We start from the raw sequence: 18,852 nt of genomic DNA, 5'->3' as shown, positions 1-18,852 counted from the left end.
GACAATGAATATTCTTGATAAAATAGTAGCAACAAAAGAACAGGAAGTAGCTGCCCAGAAAAAAGTGGTTAGTATTGAGCAGCTGGAAAAATACCCGGCTTTTGCGAGAAAATGTAATTCTTTAAAAGAAAACCTGCTGAAAGAAGGTGCTTCCGGGATAATTGCAGAATTCAAGCAAAAGTCGCCATCAAAAGGAGAGATCAATTTCTCAGCAAAAGTGGAAGAAGTTACCGCCGCTTATAACGCTGCCGGAGCTTCTTGTCTTTCTGTACTTACCGATTTTGAATATTTCGGTGGAACGTTGGCTAACCTGGCGAAAGCACGTGAAGCCAATCCCGATATCCCCATTTTGCGTAAAGAATTTATGATCGACACTTACCAGATTGTGGAAGCAAAGGCTTATGGCGCGGATGTGATCCTTTTAATTGCCGCGTGTCTTTCGAAAGAAAAGGCGCTGGAACTGGCAAAAAAAGCAAAGGAACTTGGGCTGGATGTTTTAATGGAAATTCACAATGCCGAAGAATTGGAGATAGTTAACGACTATGTTGATGTTGTTGGCGTAAACAACCGCAACCTTAAAACTTTTGAAGTGAGTGTTGAAACTTCGGTGGAGCTTTCGAAACTTATTCCGGCCAAATTTGTAAAAATATCGGAAAGTGGTTTGGCGGGAGCTGCCGAGATCAACTACCTGAAAGAGCATGGTTTTAAAGGCTTCCTTATTGGGGAAACCTTTATGAAAACTGATGATCCGGGTGCGGCTTGTAAAAAGTTGATTGGGGAGATTAGAGATTAACAATCACCCCCACAGCCCCCTCAAAGGGGCAATTATCCCCTTGAGGGGATTTAAGGGGTGAAACTTAACAAGTGAAGAGATGACAAACAACCTTAAAATAAAAGTATGCGGGATGAAATTCACCCAAAATCGTGAGCAGGTGGAAGCACTTGGAGTGGATCTGCTGGGCTACATTTTTTACGGCCCTTCAAAACGATTTGTTGGTGACACTCCCGATGCCGGACTCTTTCAATCTGACAAATCCAAAGTGGGTGTTTTTGTGAACGAGAATGCATTTGAGATTCTTGGATTAGCTAAAAACTTTGGATTCGAATACATTCAGTTGCACGGAAAGGAAAATCCAAAAACCTGCGGAATATTAAAAAATCAGGGTTTGCGCGTTTTAAAAGCCTTCCCAATGGATGATGATTTTAAATTTGCTACAACAACAGCATACGAGGGAAACGTGGATTATTTTTTATTCGACACCAAAACCAAACAGCATGGCGGTTCGGGTAAAAAATTCAATTGGCAAATTCTGGAAAACTACACCGGGAGTACGCCCTTTTTCCTGAGTGGAGGAATTGGTCCTGACGACGTAGCAGAGATTAAAGAGCTAAACCATCCGATGCTGGCGGGAGTAGACCTGAACAGTGGTTTCGAAGACGAACCCGGATTAAAAAACATTGAAAAACTGAAAAAATTTATAACCGAATTGAAACAATAAAGTACGGAATACGATTATGCCGAAAAGATGGACAAATCTTCCGGCTTCGGTCTTCCGACTTCCAACTTTAATCATATGAAGTATCAAGTAGACGAAAAAGGATATTACGGCGAATTTGGCGGAGCATGGATTCCTGAAATGATGTTCACCAATATTGATGAACTCAAGCGCCGTTACCTGGAAATTATAGAATCAGAAACATTCACAAAAGAATTCGATCAGCTGTTAAAAGATTATGTGGGGCGTCCGTCGCCGCTGTATTATGCCAGCCGACTTTCGGAGCATTACGGCAGCAAAATCTACCTGAAACGGGAAGATTTGAACCATACCGGCTCACATAAATTGAATAACACTATCGGACAAATTCTGTTGGCGCAGCAGCTGGGAAAAACACGCATTATTGCCGAAACAGGTGCAGGTCAGCACGGCGTGGCCACTGCTACAGTTTGCGCACTGAAAGGTATAAAATGTATTGTTTACATGGGAGCTTTGGATGTTTCGCGCCAGGCACCAAATGTAAAAAAGATGAAAATGCTTGGTGCCGAAGTAATTCCGGTGCACAGTGGTAACAAAACGCTAAAAGACGCAACCAACGAAGCCATGCGCGACTGGATCAACAATCCGGAAGATACGCATTACATTATTGGCTCGGTGGTTGGTCCGCACCCCTACCCGGATATGGTTGCGCGTTTCCAATCGGTTATCAGTGCCGAGATGAAAAACCAATTGCTGGCACAAACAGGCTCCGAATTTCCGACACGTATTTTGGCGTGTGTGGGCGGAGGAAGTAACGCTGCCGGGGCATTTTACAACTACCTGGATGATGAGCAGGTGGAACTGATTGGTGTGGAAGCTGCCGGAAAAGGTGTAGATACAGAAGAAACAGCTGCAACTTTAACTGTTGGGTCACCAGGTGTACTTCACTCGAGTAAAACCATGCTGATGCAAAATGATGATGGCCAAATCACGGAACCTTATTCAATTTCAGCAGGACTGGATTACCCGGGAATAGGGCCATTACACGCGCACCTTTTTAAAACCGGTCGTGCGAAATTTTTGGCTGCCACCGACGAGGAGGTATTACAAGCCGTGCTGCTGATAACACAAAAAGAAGGTATTATTCCGGCACTGGAATCGGCTCACGCACTTGCTGCATTGGAGAAAATTAAAATGAATCCTGACGATGTGAATGTGATTAACCTTTCGGGTAGTGGAAACAAAGACATGGAAACTTACCTGAATTATTTTGGATACTAAAAACGAACACTGATAACACAGATTCAAATGATTTCCACAGATAATAATCAACGAGAATCTGCTAAATCAGCGTCACCTGCGTTCTATTAAAACTATTATCATGAACAACAGAATCAATCAACTTTTCGAAAGAAAAAATAAAAACATACTCTCGGTATATTTTACTGCTGGGTTCCCCAATCTAAACGATACCGTTGAAATTATTCAGCAGCTGGAAAAAAATGGTGTCGACCTCATCGAAATCGGGATGCCATTTTCCGATCCAACAGCTGACGGTCCAACCATTCAGCGAACCAGCGAAATTGCCTTAAAAAACGGTATGTCAATCAAAGTGCTTTTCGAGCAATTAAAAACCATTCGCGAATCGGTTTCTATCCCACTGGTTTTAATGGGCTACCTGAATCCGGTTTATCAATACGGTGTAGAGAAATTCTGCCAGAAGTGTAACGAAATTGGTATTGACGGCACTATCCTGCCCGACCTTCCGTTGGATGAATTTGAGGCAGAATACAAAACAATTTTTGAGCAGAATAACCTGCACAATATTCTGCTGATTACCCCACAAACGTCGGAAGCGCGTATTCGTCAGATCGACGATGCCAGCCAAGGATTTATTTACATGGTTTCATCGTCGTCGACAACCGGTGCCGGCAAAAAAGTTGAAGATTTCCACAAGGATTATTTTGAGCGTATTCAGGCAATGAACTTAAAGAATAATCGCCTCATCGGGTTTGGAATTTCCGACAATGCCACTTTTACCAATGCATGTAAATATGCCAGTGGTGCAATCATCGGAAGTGCCTTTGTAAGCTCATTTAACAAGGAGGTAAAAACAGCCGAATCGATTTCGCAGTTTGTTAAAAATATGCTTACATCTGATTAATACTGGAGTTGTAATTTTGGGTGGTAAATGTTCAAGAACACCGGATGTTTTGAAACACAAATTAGATATAAACAACCTAAGCGACACGCGTTCAACAGGATAGAGTTTAACCTTCAGAAAAGCCCCAGTTAATTAGTGTTAAAGAATATTTTACAGCATACTTTAATTGATTTTTGCATGTTATTTTTAGTAGCGAACAATAAATGTAAGAGCCATGTTTGAATACGCAAAAGTAATTCTACCCAAAGTTAGTTTTAGCAAAGAATTGTTCAGGAAAGAGTTATCCAAATGCATTAACTGGGTGGAGCCCGATCAGTTGCAAAACCTACGCGACTGGTGTTATGAAAATTTTAAAGAAATGTACCCCGATGTACTGGCAAAAGCGTTTGCCGACATCGCGGCTTAAAAGTATTAACCGGGCGGGATTTATTCCCGCCTTTTTTATGGTCAAAGTTTTTTGATCATCCAAATATCACACCCGGTGTGACCTGAGTCTCCCATAGGGTTTTCCAATTTTTTAAATCCGCCCCTTTCATACATACCGACTGCATTGTCAAACTCGGGCAAAGTTTCGATATAGATTTCCGTATACCCCAACTCTTTAGCCGATTCAAAACTTTTCTGCATCAATTGAGTTCCCAAACCTTTTCCCCGGGCTTTCGCCAACAAATAGAATTTTACTAATTCTACACAACCTTCTGGCAAACCATCGGTAGGATAAATGCCGCAACAACCTAAAATTTCGCCCTCGTTTTCTGCTACCCAAAGTACCGATCTTTCATTCTCAAATAATTCGAACAGATTGTCGGTGGTTGGATCTGAATACACAGTCCCTTGTTTCGGAGCATCCGATTCTTCAAAAGCCGCCCGGATTATGTTGGCTAAAAATATATTATCACTTTTCTTTACCTTCCTTATATTCATAATTTAATCAGTGTGATTTTTGCAAAAACAATACTATTTATCATCGTATTCGGCAGATTCCATTTTGCTCTGAAAATATATATATAATTAGGCAAATTCCAAACCATTGTTCAGGATTGCAAACAAGTCTAACATAAACAGTAACAATCTGTAAACACCTTCAAATTTGACTAGTAACACCATACTTTTGTCAGTCAACTGTACGATTTAATCTGCCAACAGCATGAAAACCAACAACAAAGCTCAAATCTAAATATCAGCAACTTTAATATACCGAAGTTTACCGTTGGTTGATTAAAAATGCACTGTATTTCTCCAATCCGTAAGTTTGATCGAAAAGCTAAAAATCCGGCAAACGCTAAAAAGCACTAACCGGTATGTAAACAACATTAAACAGGGGGTTCGGGGAAATTAGAATCGTTAACAGCGGCACTCCATTTTTTTACATAGAAACAGAATTAAACAGCATTTAAAATGTAAAAAGTGCATTATCTGGCCGGCTGGCAGATAATTAAACTCCCGTTTCCCCGACGGGAGTTTTCCTTTGGAATAATAACAAAAGCGAAGGGTAATATCGCTTGAGTATAAACATAAGTTTTTGTCTGTGAATCAAACACGATAAATCCTTTCTGAAAAGTGAAGGATTAAAGTGCACGTTTCACCTGGCAATTTAAAATCTACAATTTGAATCATATGAAAAAACTACTTCTATTAGTTGTTGCTTTGTTTTGTGGAATGAGTATACTATTCGCCCAAACAAAGCAAATTAGGGGAACGGTTACTTCATCTGACGATGGACTGCCAATTCCTGGTGTTTCGGTTGCGGTTAAAGGAACTACGACCGGAACAACCACCGATCTGGATGGTAAATTTACATTAACCGTTCCGGACGATGAAATTCTTGTTTTTTCCTTTGTTGGAATGAAACGACAAGAAGTGCCCATAACCAGCGCAACCGTTTATGATGTTACGCTCGAGTCTGATGTTATAGGCGTCGACGAAGTTATGGTAGTAGCTTACGGTACTGCTAAAAAGGAATCGTTTACTGGTTCGGCCGGCGTGGTCGACAACGAGGTGCTTCAGAAAAGACCCGTTGCCGATATCTCGAAAGCTTTGGAAGGACAGGTTGCCGGTGTTCAAACCACATCAGGAACCGGCCAACCGGGCGAAGGCGCAGAAATTATTATCCGTGGTTTTGGTTCTATCAACTCCAGCAACAATCCGTTGTATGTAGTTGATGGTGTTCCTTTCGATGGTAACCTGAACTCTATAAACCCGGGCGATATTGAGTCGATGACCATTTTAAAAGATGCATCGGCAGGTGCACTTTATGGTTCGCGTGGTGCAAACGGTGTGGTAGTAATTACCACTAAAAAAGGCCAGTCGAAAGAACTTTCGGTTGAACTAAAAGCCACCTACGGATTTTCGAGCCGTGCCATAAAACCTTACGAAACACTGAGCACTGCCGACTTTATCGAAGCATCGTTTCAGGGATACAAAAACGCATTGATTTATACCGACGGTATTCATCCTGATCTGGCAGGACCGATGGCGGTTGAAGCCATGGCCGGAAGTACCGGTATTTTTGGTGCAAACGAAATGTACAATCCTTACAACATGCCAATTTCTGAATTAATCGATCCGCAAACCGGTCAGGTTAATCCTTCAGCTAAATTGCTTTACGAGTCGGACTGGCTCAACGAAGTAACCAACAACGAAGCTACAAGACAGGAATACCAGCTATTTATAAATGGTGGTTCCGAAAATTCTAAAGTGTATGCTTCCATAGCTTATCTGAAAGATGAAGGTTTATTGAAAACCACCGATTTCGAACGTATTTCAGGAAGAATTGGCGCGGAGCTGACGCCTAAAACCTGGTTTAAATATGGCGGTAACGTCAACTTCTCAAAAACGGAAACTTCCTATTTGGGCTACGACGGAACCACTTCAAACTCTAACGTTTGGTATTCCGCGCAATTTATGGCACCAATTTACCCGGTTTATATTCAGGACGAAAATGGTAATCCTATTCTTTCTGAAACCGGCGAGAAACAATACGACTATGGTTTAACCCGTCCGGCGGGAGCAAACCCAAACTGGAACCCCGTGGCAACTTTATTCGAAGATGCTTATGAAACCACTGCCGACAACCTGTCGGGAAGATTTAATCTGAACTTATTGGGTCTTGGTCTTGGCAGCTCATTCGACGGGCTTTCATTTACTACAAACGTTGGTTTCGATTACATTAACACGAACCAAACCGTTTATTGGAATCCGGAATTTGGTAACGCTGCCAACATTGGTGGATACTTAGATAAAACGAACACACGAAGCCTTTCTTATACTATTAACCAACTGTTACGTTACGAGAAAGACTTTGGAAAACATAGCATTAATGTGTTGGCCGGTCACGAGTTTTACAAACTTACCATTAACGAACTGGAAGGTTCAAAATCGGGCTTCCCCTACTCCGGAATTAAGGAACTGGCACCGGGATCAACAACCTCGGGTCTTACTTCATTCGAAGATAATTATACAATCGAATCGTTCCTGAGCAATGTTACCTACGATTATGCTGACAGGTATTACCTCTCGGCAAGTTTCCGTACCGATGGTTCATCGCGTTTCCACAAAGATTACCGCTGGGGCGAATTCTGGTCGGTTGGTGGATCGTGGCGTGTTAGTGAAGAGAGTTTTATGGAAGAAATGACTTTTATCGATAACCTGAAACTGAGAGCCAGTTACGGAAAACAAGGTAACGACAATATTGGTACATACTATGGCTGGCAGTCGCTGTATAACCTCGACTGGGCCAATGCCAACCTGAACGGAGCCTTACTTTCATCGCTCGAAAACACTTCGATAAAATGGGAAGAAAACAACAACTTTAACGTGGGTATTGACGCCGTTCTTTTCGAGCGTGTTGATTTTAGTTTGGAATATTACCGCCGTCGTACCGTGGATATGTTGATGGAAAAACCAATGGCAACATCACTTGGTTTCGACAGTTACTGGGCTAACGTTGGCGAAATGCTGAATACCGGTTTTGAATTTAACTCGAACATGAAACTCATCTCGAAACCAAACTTTGTTTGGAATGCCAACATCAACCTTACTACCTTAAAAAACGAGATTGTTGAGCTGGATGGTGAAACAGATCAAATCGTTAACGGTAACACGATTCAGCGTAAAGGCGAAGAAATAAATTCGTACTACCTGGCACAATCTGCCGGAGTTGATGTAGCTACCGGAGCTCAGCTTTACTGGGTTTACGATCTTGATGAAACCGGCGAACCGGGTGAATCATACCTTTCTGACGATTTCCAGAAAGCATCGCAAAGTAAACGGATTTCGGGCAGCCGAATCCCCGACTTTTATGGTGGTTTTGGTAGCAACTTCATACTATTCAAAAACTTCGACATGTCGTTTATGACCACTTTCTCGGTGGGTGGAGAAGTTTACGAGAGTGTGTATAGCAACCTGATGAATCCGGTTTACATTGGTACCAATTACGCTGCCAATGTTGAACGCGCATGGAGAAATCCGGGCGATGTAACTGACGTACCGCGTATTCAGAACGGAACCGGTTTCTCGCGTCCGTTTACCGATAGTCAGTTGATTGATGCATCGTACTTTGCAATTAAAAATATTACGGTTGGTTACACACTTCCGAAAAATATTCTGCAAAATGTGGGTATCGAGAGCGTTCGCGCTTATGTAGCTGTCGATAACCTGGCCATTTTTTCTCACCTCGACGGAATGAATCCGCAGTACAATTTCTCCGGATCTACCGACTTTTCATACACTCCGGTTAGAACAAGTCTTTTCGGAATTGAATTAAAATTTTAAAACAAACAGATCATGAAAATAGATAAAATTCTAATCCTGTTATTTTTATTGTTTGTAGGTTTTGCCTGCCAGGATGAGCTGGATACAAATCCTACCGACAGTACATCGGGCGATGTGTTATTCTCCGATGTTCAGAAGGCAAATGTGGCGCTAAACGGAATTTATCGTGCCATGTATGTAGCCGACGAGTGGTCGGTAAACTGGGCCCACGAGGAATTTGGCGTAACAGCCTTTATACTTACCTACGACCTGATGGGCGACGATATGGTTCAGAACGAAGGCGGTAGCGGTTGGTTCTGGTTCGACTACATGTACAATGTAAAATCGGATTACACGCATAAAAGCGGGCGCCCTTATTCGGTGTGGTTTTTCTACTACACGGTAATTTCGAATGCGAACTCAATTATTGCTGCCCAGGATAATTTAACGGGAGCACCGTCAGAAATAAGCAGCCTTGTTGGGCAGGCTTATGCCTTACGCGCTTATGCCTATTTCAGCCTCATCCGTTTCTACCAGCAGACTTATGCGGGTAACGAAGATGCTCCGGGAGTGCCAATTTATACCGAGCCAACCACCAATGCGTCGGAAGGAAATCCGAGAGGTACGGTGGCCAATGTTTATACACAAATTGAAGCCGATATTCAGCAGGCACTTACATTACTCGATCCTGAGGTGGCGGCACCGCGCACGCATCCCTCGCATATCGATTATTATGCAGCGAACGGGTTAAAAGCACAGGTGGCTTTAGAAAAGCAAGATTGGGCAACCGCCGAATCAGCAGCAACAATTGCCATGAGTGGAGGAACAACAATGCTTTCGTACGACAACCTGGCAAACGGATTTGCATTTAACGATGCCAACTCAGGAACAGTGTTGTGGGGCTTACAAATTATAGCGGAACAAATAGCAGACACCGAATCGTTATTCGGACACATGGATGCCAGCACATCGTCGTATGCTGAAAATGCCCGCAAATGTGTGAGTTCGTGGTTGTACGACCAAATGGCAGATACAGATGTAAGAAAACAAGTGTGGTGGAATGGCCCGCTGGAAGAAGATGCTCCGCTGGGTACACAGTTAAGCTACAACCAGTTTAAGTTCCGTTTCTCAGATCCGTCTAATGCTTTGGGAGATTATATTTTGATGCGTCACGAAGAAATGATGCTGATAAAAGCTGAAGCACTGTGTATGCAATCCAAGTTCGGAGAAGCCCGTACAATCCTTATGGACCTGATGGCAGAACGTGATCCGGATTATAGTCTTTCAGGATTAAGCGATGCCAATACACTTACAGTAAACGATGCAAATGGACCTACGACTCCTCTTGGAGGATCGTCAACTTTACTCGACGAAATTATCCTGCAACGACGTATTGAATTGTGGGGCGAAGTAGGCCGCATTCTTGATATCAAACGTTTAAAAACAGGATTCTCACGCGATTTCGAAGGCAGTAACCACACACAGAAATTGCTGTCGCGTAATACGCTCGATCCGGAATATCCAGATTTTGTGATGTCGATACCACAATCGGAATTCGACGGGAACAACAACATGGACGAGGTGAATGACCAAAACCCATGGGCTGACAATTAAAAAATACGACTATGAAGAATATACAATTAGCACTATTGGTTTTTGTTCTGGCTTTTGCAGCATGCGACCAGGACAATATTGGAGAACTATACGAAACCGATGCGTACGTAGCTTTTAGCTCCTCCATCGTGGTGGACAACCTGCTCACCGCTGAAAATAATTATTCAGTAAGTGTACAGGTGGTGCGTACAGATGGTACAGGAACTGAAACGGTTAGTATAACTCTTGAACCGAACGATAACATCGATGGCGTTTTTGAACTGGAAAGTAATACGGTAACCTTTAACGATGGAGAAACAGTTGCTTACGCTAAAATTGTTCCGCTGGTAGCAGCTACCGAAATTGCACCGGGTGTTACCTTTAACTTTAACATGAGTTTAAGCGATGCCACTGTGTCGGAGTTTTTTGGAACAACTACCTACAAAGCTTCGCTGAAACTTGACTTCACTTCAATTGGTACTGGTACATTCGACTCTCCATTTTGGGGCGAAGTATTACAACCCGAAGTCTACCAGGCCAGTCTGGGTTCGGTAACATTGTATAAAGCAATGGGATTATTCGAAACCGGTTACGATATTATTTTTATTGTTGATGGAACAACAGTAACCGTGAATGACCAACCGGCGTGGTATTACGATGATGAGTACGGCGAAGTTTATATTACCGGTAGCGGTACAATTGACGGCAAAGTTATGACACTTACACTTACACATTTTATTCCTGATGTGTATGCCTGGGATGCTTCGGTTGAAACATTTACTCTACCATAACGAATCCGACCAAAGATAAAACACTTAACAGGGCTGCCTTTTGGGCGGCCCTTTTTTATGTGGCATTCCTTCTAATTAGCCGATTGAGTTACTTTAATGTGATCAAAATAATCACCTGCTTCCAATTCAATTCCTAATTCTCGTTCTGTATCTCCAGTGTTTTCACTCATCGTAATATAAATCTCGGTAGCGTTTTTTCGCTCAATCTTAAATTCAGTCTCTTCAATTATAAAGTCATCTGAATTCGTGTCCTGGTCTTCTAGATTGATGTATGTTCCGTTAAAACGAACGTCTGTAATCCACCACCATTCACCTTCAGTAGTTATGGTAACACTATTTTCGTTAGCATCAAATTCAACTTCCTTTTGAGAGAGTTTAATGTTATCCTCCCATATACCAATCGGTGACTCTTTATCGTTACAGGAAATGATCGTGAATAAACTAAAAAGTAAAAGCAACTTTTTCATAACAGTAAGTTTTTTGTTTAATACATGATGGAGGAACGACAGAATTAGTTGCGTGAGACTCTTATCTTTTAATTTGTTTACCCGATTATTTTCCCCTTTTTTAACTTTTCATATTTAATGTCAACCGATAAAATATGAGACTGCCACCATTTTTCGAGGAACTTTATAATGTCTCCCGGATCCGGCGGATTAGCTCCCAATAAATCATAATTAAACATTGCAATCTTATAAATATATTCGCCGTGCAATCGAATATGTTTATTTAATTCGGGGTAAGCGATTTCTTCCATATACGCCTCTTCCTTTTTAAAATGAGCCAAACTATAATCAGTCATTTTCGAAAGAATTGCTGCAAAATCATTCCGATTACCGTTCGTTTCCATAAAATCAACCAGGTTATTATAGATTTCTATTAGTGATTGATGATCATTGTCCATTACCCTGTTGCCAATAGACAGCTTATCCGACCATCTAATTTTAGTTAAAGTCATCGTGTATTTGATCTTAATGTTTTAACAAGTTTTGGGAAATTTAAAATTAGAATAAAAAAACTGCTTTCTACAAAATTTCCATGACGGAAACTACAACCTTATCCACAAGTGTTTGCTGTTCATCCTTTTGTTGCTGAATTTTACGAACTACATCCATCCCTGAAATTACCTGCCCGAAAGCTGCAAAACCCTGTCCATCCGGATTTCTTTTGCCACCAAAGTCCAGCTCAGGCTGGTCGTTCACACAGATAAAAAACTCGGTGGATGCTGTTCCCGGTTCGCTACGTGCCATCGACAATGTGCCATCCAGATGTTTTAATCCGGTGGTTTCGGTGGTTTCGTGTGCGATTGGCTTTATTGTTTCAAAACGTGGCTCGGTATATATTCCTCCCTGAATCACCTCTATTTTTACGTCGTTATTGGGCTGGTTATCCATCCTTACCACCCGATAAAATAAGGCATTTTTATAAGTGTCCTCCGTCACATGTTCTAAAAAGTTTTTGGCGCTAAGCGGAGCATTTATCGTATCAATTTCAACAATAATATTTCCAAGGTTAGTTTGCATTTTTACACGCGGAAGTTCCTGAGCTGCGGCTCCAAACACCAATAGCAGAACAGGAATAAAAAAGATTATGGCTTTCCTCATAATTTATTTTGAAGATTATGTTTTTCTTGCAATCAAATGTACAAAAAACGGTTTTGGGAAACCAATCATAAAAATAAAACAAAAAGCTCATGAAGAAATTTCAATTTTTGCTGATTCTGCTGTTGTTATCGGCGCTTACTTTTGCACAAAATACACTAAAAGGTTTTCTCGAAAATCAACCTGAGATTAAAAGTGTTGAACAAATGGACTGCACCGATTTTTTTGCAGCCAAATACAAAATAATGGTTGAGCAGCCTGTGGATCATTCCGACCCGTCGAAAGGAACTTTTTTGCAGCGCGTATTGATTGCCGACAAAGGTGTTGACCAACCTGTGGTTTTTATTACCGAAGGATATAACGGTGGATATTCCGAAAATCCAAAATACATTAACGAACTCTGCCCGATTTTGGGTGCCAACCAAATTTGTATGGATCACCGTTATTTTGGTGAATCGATGCCGGAACCTCTTAACTGGGATTACCTGACTGTGCGCAATGCCGCTGCCGATCATCACCATGTTATTCAGCTGATGAAAAAATATTATTCGGGAAAATGGATAAGTACAGGAATTAGTAAAGGCGGACAAACTACGGTTTATCACCGCTGGCTTTATCCCAACGATGTGGATGTTTCGGTTCCATATGTCGCACCGTTGAATTTTGGTGTTGAAGACGGACGTCATGAGCCGTTTATTGCCAATACCACCGGCACTGCCGAAGGACGAGCAAAAGTACGTGCTTTCCAGTTACAGATTCTTAAAAACCGCGAAACATACCTGCCACTTCTCGCGCAATATTGTGCGGACAAAAAACTTCATCCACTGCTAAATAACGACGAGCTGTTGGATTATGTAGTGCTCGAATTTTCTTATGGTTTTTGGCAATACGACAACTCGCTTGATGATATTCCGGCACTGGATGCACCGGCTACTGAATTATTTGCTGAGTTGGTAAAGGTATCGTCGCCTATGTACCTGGCCAGCGAAGGTGTCGATATTTTTAAATCGTTTTATGTGCAGGCGGCACACGAATTGGGTTACTACGGTTACGATGTAGAACCGTTTGCAGCTTATCTGTCGATTAAATCTGCAGAGGGCTGGCTGAATCGTATTTACCTTTCGGAATTAAATATTGAGTACAAGAAAAAGACTGCAAAAGAGGTGAAAAAATTCATCAAAAAAACGGATGCCAACATGTTGTTTATTTATGGTGAATGGGATCCGTGGTCGGCCTCGGCATTTGAAGTTCCGAACAAACCTAATTTCCTGAAAATTGTAAAACCAAAAGGAAGCCACAGCACCCGAATCGGGAATTTACCTACAGAACAAAAACAACAAGTAAAAGAAACGCTTGAAGACTGGCTGGATATGGAAGTGAATATCGAGATTTAGAAATATTTATTCAATAAAAATGTGACCATTAAAGTCACACTGAGCGAAGTCGAAGTGTTGATTCAATAGTCTTCCCTGCCTGTCGGCAGACAGGGACTTCGCTCAGACTTACGCTCTACAAAAAGAACATTGCAACACCTCCAACAGTAATAACTGCCCCCAGAATTTCTTTCCAATTCACCTTCTCTTTAAACAACAGTATTGCAGGTCCGATGATGAGCACCGGAACAATGGCCATTAATGTAGCAGCAATTCCGGTTTGTGTATTTTGAACCGCGAGCAACGAAAAAGACACCCCCAAAAAAGGACCAAAAAAAGCTCCCAGTGTAATTCGTTTCATGGCCGGGCCATTTTTTAATGCAGCCCAAACGCGGGGCCATCGTTTCATAAAAACAAAAAGGATTGATAAACCAATCATCCCCGCCAAAATTCGTATCTGTGTTGCTGAAAAAGCATCATAATCGCCCATTCCCTTTTTACTAAGTACCAAACCGGCAGCCTGTCCAAGTGCTCCGCCTAAAGCCAGTAAGATTCCCTGAACAGGGTACGACGATTTAATCTTTCGGACCTTTACACCGTTTTCTTCGGTTTTCTCCCGTTTCAGAATAACGATAATAATTCCGGTCATGGTAACAGCCATTCCCAGCCAGCTTTGAGGCGAGAGTACCTCATCCAAAAGCAACCAGCCAATAAGCGCTGCAAACGGTGGCGCCAGTGCCATTAATAACATGGCAATTCGTGCTCCGATTAAAACAAACGATTGAAAAAGGAGTAAATCACCAATGACAAAACCAACCAAACCGGAAAAAGCCAGCCATTTCCAGGCGAACAGACTTGCATCGGTTGGAAAGAAAAAACCGCGGCTTATCCAGCTGAACGTCCCCACGAGAAAGAATGCAATTATTAAACGAATTAAGTTCACGGCCAGCGAACCTACTTTTTTTCCTGCCGACTCGAAGGCCAGCGAAGTTACCGTCCAGAAAACTGCGGTTAGCAAGGCGGCTATTTCTCCAAAGTGATTTTGCATGTGGTAAATGTACTAAATCACTTCGATGTATTTATCTATTTCTTAGGAAGTAAAGTGAATCAATTACAGTGGAATGAAGAAAAAGAAACACCTGAAACCGGTTCAATTATCAATTATTGGACAAAAAAAAATCCCGACATTTTATGTCAGGATTTTCCCTCCTCATCTCTAGTCCTATAAACAACTTAATCTTGGTCACACATTCATAAATGGTCCTTCTCCTCTTCCCTCTATCACAACCTAATTCTAACCAAAAATATGTCTTGTTTTATCTCTTTTTCTCAGGTACAAATATAAATGCTAAACAACAAGAAAATGCAACTTTTTAGCTGATTCGAACACCGAAAAAAACTGATTTTCGACTTCCTTTTTACTGAGTATCAAGTAAGTTTTGAGTAGGCCGGGTAATATACAACATAAACCAAATCGTTTCCGTGAAGGAAAATATTCATAATTTTACTACACTATCATTAACTAACTAAAACCAATGAAACGCACAGCTTTACTTAGTTTGCTACTTCTTTTGTTGCTGGCCTGCGATAAAGATGAGTACCCCGGCGTTATACGAGGCAATGTATGGCTAACCGACAATTACAAATTCGTTTACCTTGATTCGTATGATGACAATAGCGGAGTTAAAATATCGCTTTGTGATAAAAACGGTACGGTTACAAAAACCATTTCTGATGAAGATGGTAACTATGAAATTACGAATGTTAAGCCCGGAGAATTTAAACTGCTTTTTGAAAAGGAAGGTTTTTCATTTTATGAGCTTTTTGATATCAATATTGAAGGTGCCGACACAATCGATCTCACCTACCCCCAGAAAGAAGGCGGCGTGATTTGTTTGCAAAAATTAGAGTCGTTTACATTCCAAACAATCAAAGGGCCCTACATTGATTCGTATAAAGGCAGCCTCCCGGAAGGACCATACGAAGGTCAGTTTGGGTTGGTTTACGACATTGTAACGGAAATAGGAGCATCGAGAGATTTTATGTGTATGGCGTATGTTAGTACAGAGGAAGATGTAGATTACATGAATTACCAAATGGCAATATTCTGTCATAATATGCACAGAAAAAGCATCGGCAACAGAATATTAAAATTCAATTTTCATGATCTTGACCGCGAACTGTTCCCGTTAAATACCACAATATACATCCGCTATTATCCGTACGACGGGGATCCGATAATTTACGATCCCTGGTTAAATATTGATAAGTATTGTACCATGCATTTCGATAAAAGTAAACTGGTTTCTTTTACAATACCTGACGATGAAATGTATTTTGAAGGTTCTCCACTATAAAAAAAGAACCATTCCCCTAACTGAGGAATGGTTCCTTTTTATCGTTAATCCCGATTTATTATTGGGCTAAAAACTCAGCAACTGTTGCTCCCAGTTCTTCGCCTCGTTTATTTTTTGCAACGATTTTACCGTTTTTGTCTACCAACAGACTTGATGGAATAGAACTAACCGCATACATTTTGGCAGCTGCATTGTTCCAGTACGCAAGGTCCGAAACATGCTCCCAGGTTAAACCGTCATCTTCAATGGCTTTTAACCATGCATCTTTATCCCTGTCGAGCGAAACACCAAAAACGCTAAATCCCTGGTCTTTGTATTTGTTGTAGGTAGCAACCACATTGGGATTCTCTGCACGACATGGGCCACACCACGATGCCCAAAAATCGATCAGCGTCAACTCGTTTTTCGAATAGATATCTGAGAATTTTACAGGATTTCCATCCGCATCGTTTTGGGTAAAATCAGGTGCATTTTGTCCAACGGATACCTTTTTCAGTTTTTCAATTTTTTCTTTTAAGGTAACAATCTCAGGTACAGTACTTAGTTTTGGATCCAGGGCATTAACCAGAGCTTCCAGTTCAGCCTCATCTTTTTCGTACTGAATTTGTGTAAGCAGCATAGGCGTAACATACGACGCCGGATTGTTTTTTACAAAGTCCTCCTGCAGTGTACCAACACTTGCATATAACTCCTCAACCTGTTTCATCAACTCCTGGGCTTTTGTTGTATCGCCGGCAGCGCTTGCGGTGCGTGCTTCCTGGTACAGTCCCATATATTCTTCACCAATTTTCTGAATTTCGTCGTTTATCTTTTTAAACTCATCGTGAGTAGACGATCCGCTAATCGCAACACCGGCAATAGAATCGGCTTTGCCAGTAACAGCAATATTTGCATTCTCAACAAAAATAATCGCCTTGTTGCGCTGTCCGTTTACTGATAGGTAATACAATCCAGGGAATTCCACTTCGCCTTCCAAAACAGCAACTCCGTCAACAACATCTGCGGTATCAATTCCAATCCACTGGCTTGCTCCACGTTGTTCAAGCACCACTTTCCCGTCGGCACCATCGAGTTTAACAGTAATTTTAAAACCATTTTGCTGTGTGCAGGCGGCAAACAAGGCAACACTAAAAATAACAACTAATAACTTTCTCATTGTACAGTTTTTTTCTATTTATTGAATTCTGGTCGAAGATACTCATTCTAAGTATTCTTCAAAACAGATTGATTTTAATTATGCGATAGAATTTAGTTAAATTGCAAAAGATAAATCAGAACAATAAATGGACAAGGAAATAGCTTTAGTTCTTTCGGGTGGCGGAGCTCGTGGAATGGCTCACATTGGCGTAATTGAGGAACTGGAAGAACGTGGTTACAAAATAAGATCGGTTTCCGGCACATCGATGGGAGCGCTTGTTGGCGGAATATATGCAGCGGGGAAATTAAAAGAATTTAAGGAGTGGGCCGTTTCGCTCGACCGCCACGACATGTTTCGGATGGTTGATTTTTCGTTTGGCGGGAACGGACTAATTAAAGGTGAAAAGGTTTTATCGAAAATACGCGAGTTTGTACCCGATGAACAAATAGAAAAACTGCCGATTGACTACGCGGCAACTGCTGTTGATTTAAAACACCGCGAAGAAGTGGTTTTTACCTCAGGTAGTTTATTCGATGCCATTCGCGCTTCAATTTCAATTCCTACGGTTTTTACTCCGGTGGAGAAAAATGAGCAAATACTTGTCGACGGCGGCGTAATGAATAACCTGCCAATTTCGAATGTTTTCCGCCGAAATAAAGATATGTTGGTTGCCGTGCATGTAAACGCTGCTATTCCGATACCTCTTCAGTTTGTGCAAAAGGAGGATGTTGTTGAAAAAGAATCAGCGTACAGGAAATGGATGAACGAGTTTTACGACTTTCTACATATCCATCATCCTAAAGAAAAAAAAGAACGGCTTGGTTTTCTTTCGCTCATGGAGCAATCCTTGTCTACAGGAATGTTAAAACAAGTGGATTATTCGATTGAAAAAGGTAAGCCCGACGTACTAATAAATATTTCGCGCGATGCCTGCGGAACCTACGATTTCTACAAAGCCAAAGAGTTAATTGAAATGGGACGTTATGCTGCAATTCTTGAGCTTGACAAAGTAAAATACAATGCCTAAAGTTTTAATAGTAAATAATGCAGAACCGGGAATTCGGGAGTTTGCAGAACCAATCGAAAAAATCATTTCGAGCGTAGGTTCTACTTCTGCGTTTATTGAATATGCAGCTTGTGCAACCACTGACTTGAATGCATTCGACGGCATAATTTTAACGGGTTCGCCACAGGGCGACGATATTGTTGAACATCATCTTCCCTATTTCCGCTGGATAAAAGATTTTGAAAAACCCGTACTCGGCATTTGTGCCGGACACCATGTAACCGGTTATTTATACGGCTCGGAACTTTTGAGAAGCAAAGAACCCGAAGCCGGTGATTTTGAAGTGCTGATACTTCAATCTGATCCGCTTTTTACTAGTCTTCCGGAAAAATTTACGGTGAAACAAATGCACAACGACTCCATAACTTTACCCGATGAATTTGTGTTACTGGCAACATCAAACACCTGTAAAAATCAACTTATGAAACACAAGGAAAAACCATTGTACACCTGCCAGTTTCATCCCGAGTTTTATAATCATCAGCTTCTTCGGAATTTTATTACCCTTTGTGAGTAATTTCCTCCCCGAGTAAAAGACACTG

General features: G+C 41.4%; 18 protein-coding genes. 12 read left to right on the top strand and 6 right to left on the bottom strand.

Annotation, left to right across the window (positions count from 1 at the left end; translation table 11 throughout):
- Positions 1-4 precede the first annotated feature (4 nt).
- The 5 genes from trpC (at position 5) to SLH46_RS06130 (ending at position 4,045) form a co-directional block, all read left to right on the top strand.
- Positions 5-793 (top strand): indole-3-glycerol phosphate synthase TrpC, encoded by a 789-nt coding sequence (gene trpC / locus SLH46_RS06150; RefSeq protein ID WP_320280281.1) that lies wholly within the window; start codon positions 5-7, stop codon positions 791-793.
- A gap of 79 nt (positions 794-872) precedes the next feature.
- Positions 873-1,499, top strand: a complete 627-nt coding sequence (locus SLH46_RS06145; RefSeq protein WP_320280280.1) for a phosphoribosylanthranilate isomerase — start codon at positions 873-875, stop codon at positions 1,497-1,499.
- Positions 1,500-1,574: 75 nt separating this feature from the next.
- Positions 1,575-2,756, top strand: coding sequence for a tryptophan synthase subunit beta (gene trpB, locus SLH46_RS06140; RefSeq protein WP_320280279.1), 1,182 nt, complete (start codon positions 1,575-1,577; stop codon positions 2,754-2,756).
- Positions 2,757-2,856: 100 nt separating this feature from the next.
- Positions 2,857-3,639, top strand: coding sequence for a tryptophan synthase subunit alpha (gene trpA, locus SLH46_RS06135; protein ID WP_320280278.1), 783 nt, complete (start codon positions 2,857-2,859; stop codon positions 3,637-3,639).
- 214 nt (positions 3,640-3,853) lie between these two features.
- Positions 3,854-4,045 carry a hypothetical protein gene (locus SLH46_RS06130; protein WP_320280277.1) on the top strand — a complete coding sequence of 64 codons (192 nt, stop codon included), beginning with the start codon at positions 3,854-3,856 and terminating at the stop codon, positions 4,043-4,045.
- Between the two features lie 41 nt (positions 4,046-4,086).
- Here SLH46_RS06130 and SLH46_RS06125 read toward each other — a convergent pair whose 3' ends face one another.
- Entirely contained in the window at positions 4,087-4,563 is a 477-nt protein-coding gene (locus SLH46_RS06125) for a GNAT family N-acetyltransferase (protein WP_320280276.1), read from the bottom strand.
- Positions 4,564-5,256: 693 nt separating this feature from the next.
- Here SLH46_RS06125 and SLH46_RS06120 point away from each other — a divergent pair.
- The 3 genes from SLH46_RS06120 to SLH46_RS06110 are packed head-to-tail and all read left to right on the top strand — an operon-like array spanning position 5,257 to position 10,775.
- Positions 5,257-8,412, top strand: a complete 3,156-nt coding sequence (locus SLH46_RS06120; RefSeq protein WP_320280275.1) for a SusC/RagA family TonB-linked outer membrane protein — start codon at positions 5,257-5,259, stop codon at positions 8,410-8,412.
- Between the two features lie 12 nt (positions 8,413-8,424).
- Positions 8,425-10,005: a RagB/SusD family nutrient uptake outer membrane protein gene (locus tag SLH46_RS06115; RefSeq protein ID WP_320280274.1), complete on the top strand. Its 1,581-nt coding sequence runs from the start codon at positions 8,425-8,427 to the stop codon at positions 10,003-10,005.
- 11 nt (positions 10,006-10,016) lie between these two features.
- Entirely contained in the window at positions 10,017-10,775 is a 759-nt protein-coding gene (locus SLH46_RS06110; RefSeq protein ID WP_320280273.1) for a hypothetical protein, read from the top strand.
- Between the two features lie 71 nt (positions 10,776-10,846).
- Here the strand turns inward: SLH46_RS06110 and SLH46_RS06105 are convergent, their stop codons facing one another.
- The 3 genes from SLH46_RS06105 to SLH46_RS06095 form a co-directional block, all read right to left on the bottom strand.
- Complete coding sequence (locus SLH46_RS06105) at positions 10,847-11,242, bottom strand: hypothetical protein (protein ID WP_320280272.1); 396 nt, start codon at positions 11,240-11,242, stop codon at positions 10,847-10,849.
- A gap of 77 nt (positions 11,243-11,319) precedes the next feature.
- On the bottom strand, positions 11,320-11,733 hold the full coding sequence (locus SLH46_RS06100) for a bacteriohemerythrin (RefSeq protein ID WP_320280271.1): 414 nt from the start codon (positions 11,731-11,733) through the stop codon (positions 11,320-11,322).
- Positions 11,734-11,800: 67 nt separating this feature from the next.
- Positions 11,801-12,379 carry a peptidylprolyl isomerase gene (locus tag SLH46_RS06095; RefSeq protein WP_320280270.1) on the bottom strand — a complete coding sequence of 193 codons (579 nt, stop codon included), beginning with the start codon at positions 12,377-12,379 and terminating at the stop codon, positions 11,801-11,803.
- 89 nt (positions 12,380-12,468) lie between these two features.
- On the opposite strand from SLH46_RS06095, the gene SLH46_RS06090 reads away from it, so the two are divergent.
- Entirely contained in the window at positions 12,469-13,770 is a 1,302-nt protein-coding gene (locus SLH46_RS06090) for a S28 family serine protease (RefSeq protein WP_320280269.1), read from the top strand.
- Between the two features lie 115 nt (positions 13,771-13,885).
- On the opposite strand, the gene SLH46_RS06085 is transcribed toward SLH46_RS06090, so the two are convergent.
- Positions 13,886-14,797: a DMT family transporter gene (locus tag SLH46_RS06085; RefSeq protein WP_320280268.1), complete on the bottom strand. Its 912-nt coding sequence runs from the start codon at positions 14,795-14,797 to the stop codon at positions 13,886-13,888.
- A gap of 487 nt (positions 14,798-15,284) precedes the next feature.
- Between SLH46_RS06085 and SLH46_RS06080 the strand changes: the two genes are divergently transcribed.
- Complete coding sequence (locus tag SLH46_RS06080) at positions 15,285-16,106, top strand: carboxypeptidase-like regulatory domain-containing protein (protein ID WP_320280267.1); 822 nt, start codon at positions 15,285-15,287, stop codon at positions 16,104-16,106.
- Between the two features lie 58 nt (positions 16,107-16,164).
- On the opposite strand, the gene SLH46_RS06075 is transcribed toward SLH46_RS06080, so the two are convergent.
- Complete coding sequence (locus tag SLH46_RS06075) at positions 16,165-17,262, bottom strand: TlpA disulfide reductase family protein (RefSeq protein WP_320280266.1); 1,098 nt, start codon at positions 17,260-17,262, stop codon at positions 16,165-16,167.
- 127 nt (positions 17,263-17,389) lie between these two features.
- Here SLH46_RS06075 and SLH46_RS06070 point away from each other — a divergent pair, with 127 nt between their 5' ends.
- Both SLH46_RS06070 and SLH46_RS06065 read left to right on the top strand, forming a co-directional pair.
- On the top strand, positions 17,390-18,271 hold the full coding sequence (locus SLH46_RS06070) for a patatin-like phospholipase family protein (RefSeq protein ID WP_320280265.1): 882 nt from the start codon (positions 17,390-17,392) through the stop codon (positions 18,269-18,271).
- Positions 18,264-18,827 (top strand): type 1 glutamine amidotransferase, encoded by a 564-nt coding sequence (locus SLH46_RS06065; protein WP_320280264.1) that lies wholly within the window; start codon positions 18,264-18,266, stop codon positions 18,825-18,827. Before SLH46_RS06070 ends, SLH46_RS06065 begins: the two co-directional genes overlap by 8 nt.
- The last annotated feature ends 25 nt before the right edge of the window (positions 18,828-18,852 follow it).

It is taken from the genome of Draconibacterium sp. IB214405 (genome assembly GCF_033963885.1).
GTDB lineage: Bacteria > Bacteroidota > Bacteroidia > Bacteroidales > Prolixibacteraceae > Draconibacterium.
This window is presented reverse-complemented; position numbering and strand designations above follow the sequence as displayed.

Bases quoted from the DNA above. Each gene is read 5' to 3' on its own strand.
- trpC (WP_320280281.1), top strand. From the start codon at position 5: ATGAATATTCTTGATAAAATAGTAGCAACAAAAGAACAGGAAGTAGCT.
- SLH46_RS06100 (WP_320280271.1), bottom strand. From the start codon at position 11,733: ATGACTTTAACTAAAATTAGATGGTCGGATAAGCTGTCTATTGGCAAC.
- SLH46_RS06075 (WP_320280266.1), bottom strand. From the start codon at position 17,262: ATGAGAAAGTTATTAGTTGTTATTTTTAGTGTTGCCTTGTTTGCCGCC.
- SLH46_RS06085 (WP_320280268.1), bottom strand. From the start codon at position 14,797: ATGCAAAATCACTTTGGAGAAATAGCCGCCTTGCTAACCGCAGTTTTC.
- SLH46_RS06070 (WP_320280265.1), top strand. From the start codon at position 17,390: ATGGACAAGGAAATAGCTTTAGTTCTTTCGGGTGGCGGAGCTCGTGGA.
- SLH46_RS06120 (WP_320280275.1), top strand. From the start codon at position 5,257: ATGAAAAAACTACTTCTATTAGTTGTTGCTTTGTTTTGTGGAATGAGT.
- SLH46_RS06090 (WP_320280269.1), top strand. From the start codon at position 12,469: ATGAAGAAATTTCAATTTTTGCTGATTCTGCTGTTGTTATCGGCGCTT.
- SLH46_RS06145 (WP_320280280.1), top strand. From the start codon at position 873: ATGACAAACAACCTTAAAATAAAAGTATGCGGGATGAAATTCACCCAA.
- trpA (WP_320280278.1), top strand. From the start codon at position 2,857: ATGAACAACAGAATCAATCAACTTTTCGAAAGAAAAAATAAAAACATA.
- SLH46_RS06095 (WP_320280270.1), bottom strand. From the start codon at position 12,379: ATGAGGAAAGCCATAATCTTTTTTATTCCTGTTCTGCTATTGGTGTTT.
- trpB (WP_320280279.1), top strand. From the start codon at position 1,575: ATGAAGTATCAAGTAGACGAAAAAGGATATTACGGCGAATTTGGCGGA.
- SLH46_RS06110 (WP_320280273.1), top strand. From the start codon at position 10,017: ATGAAGAATATACAATTAGCACTATTGGTTTTTGTTCTGGCTTTTGCA.
- SLH46_RS06130 (WP_320280277.1), top strand. From the start codon at position 3,854: ATGTTTGAATACGCAAAAGTAATTCTACCCAAAGTTAGTTTTAGCAAA.
- SLH46_RS06080 (WP_320280267.1), top strand. From the start codon at position 15,285: ATGAAACGCACAGCTTTACTTAGTTTGCTACTTCTTTTGTTGCTGGCC.
- SLH46_RS06065 (WP_320280264.1), top strand. From the start codon at position 18,264: ATGCCTAAAGTTTTAATAGTAAATAATGCAGAACCGGGAATTCGGGAG.
- SLH46_RS06115 (WP_320280274.1), top strand. From the start codon at position 8,425: ATGAAAATAGATAAAATTCTAATCCTGTTATTTTTATTGTTTGTAGGT.
- SLH46_RS06125 (WP_320280276.1), bottom strand. From the start codon at position 4,563: ATGAATATAAGGAAGGTAAAGAAAAGTGATAATATATTTTTAGCCAAC.
- SLH46_RS06105 (WP_320280272.1), bottom strand. From the start codon at position 11,242: ATGAAAAAGTTGCTTTTACTTTTTAGTTTATTCACGATCATTTCCTGT.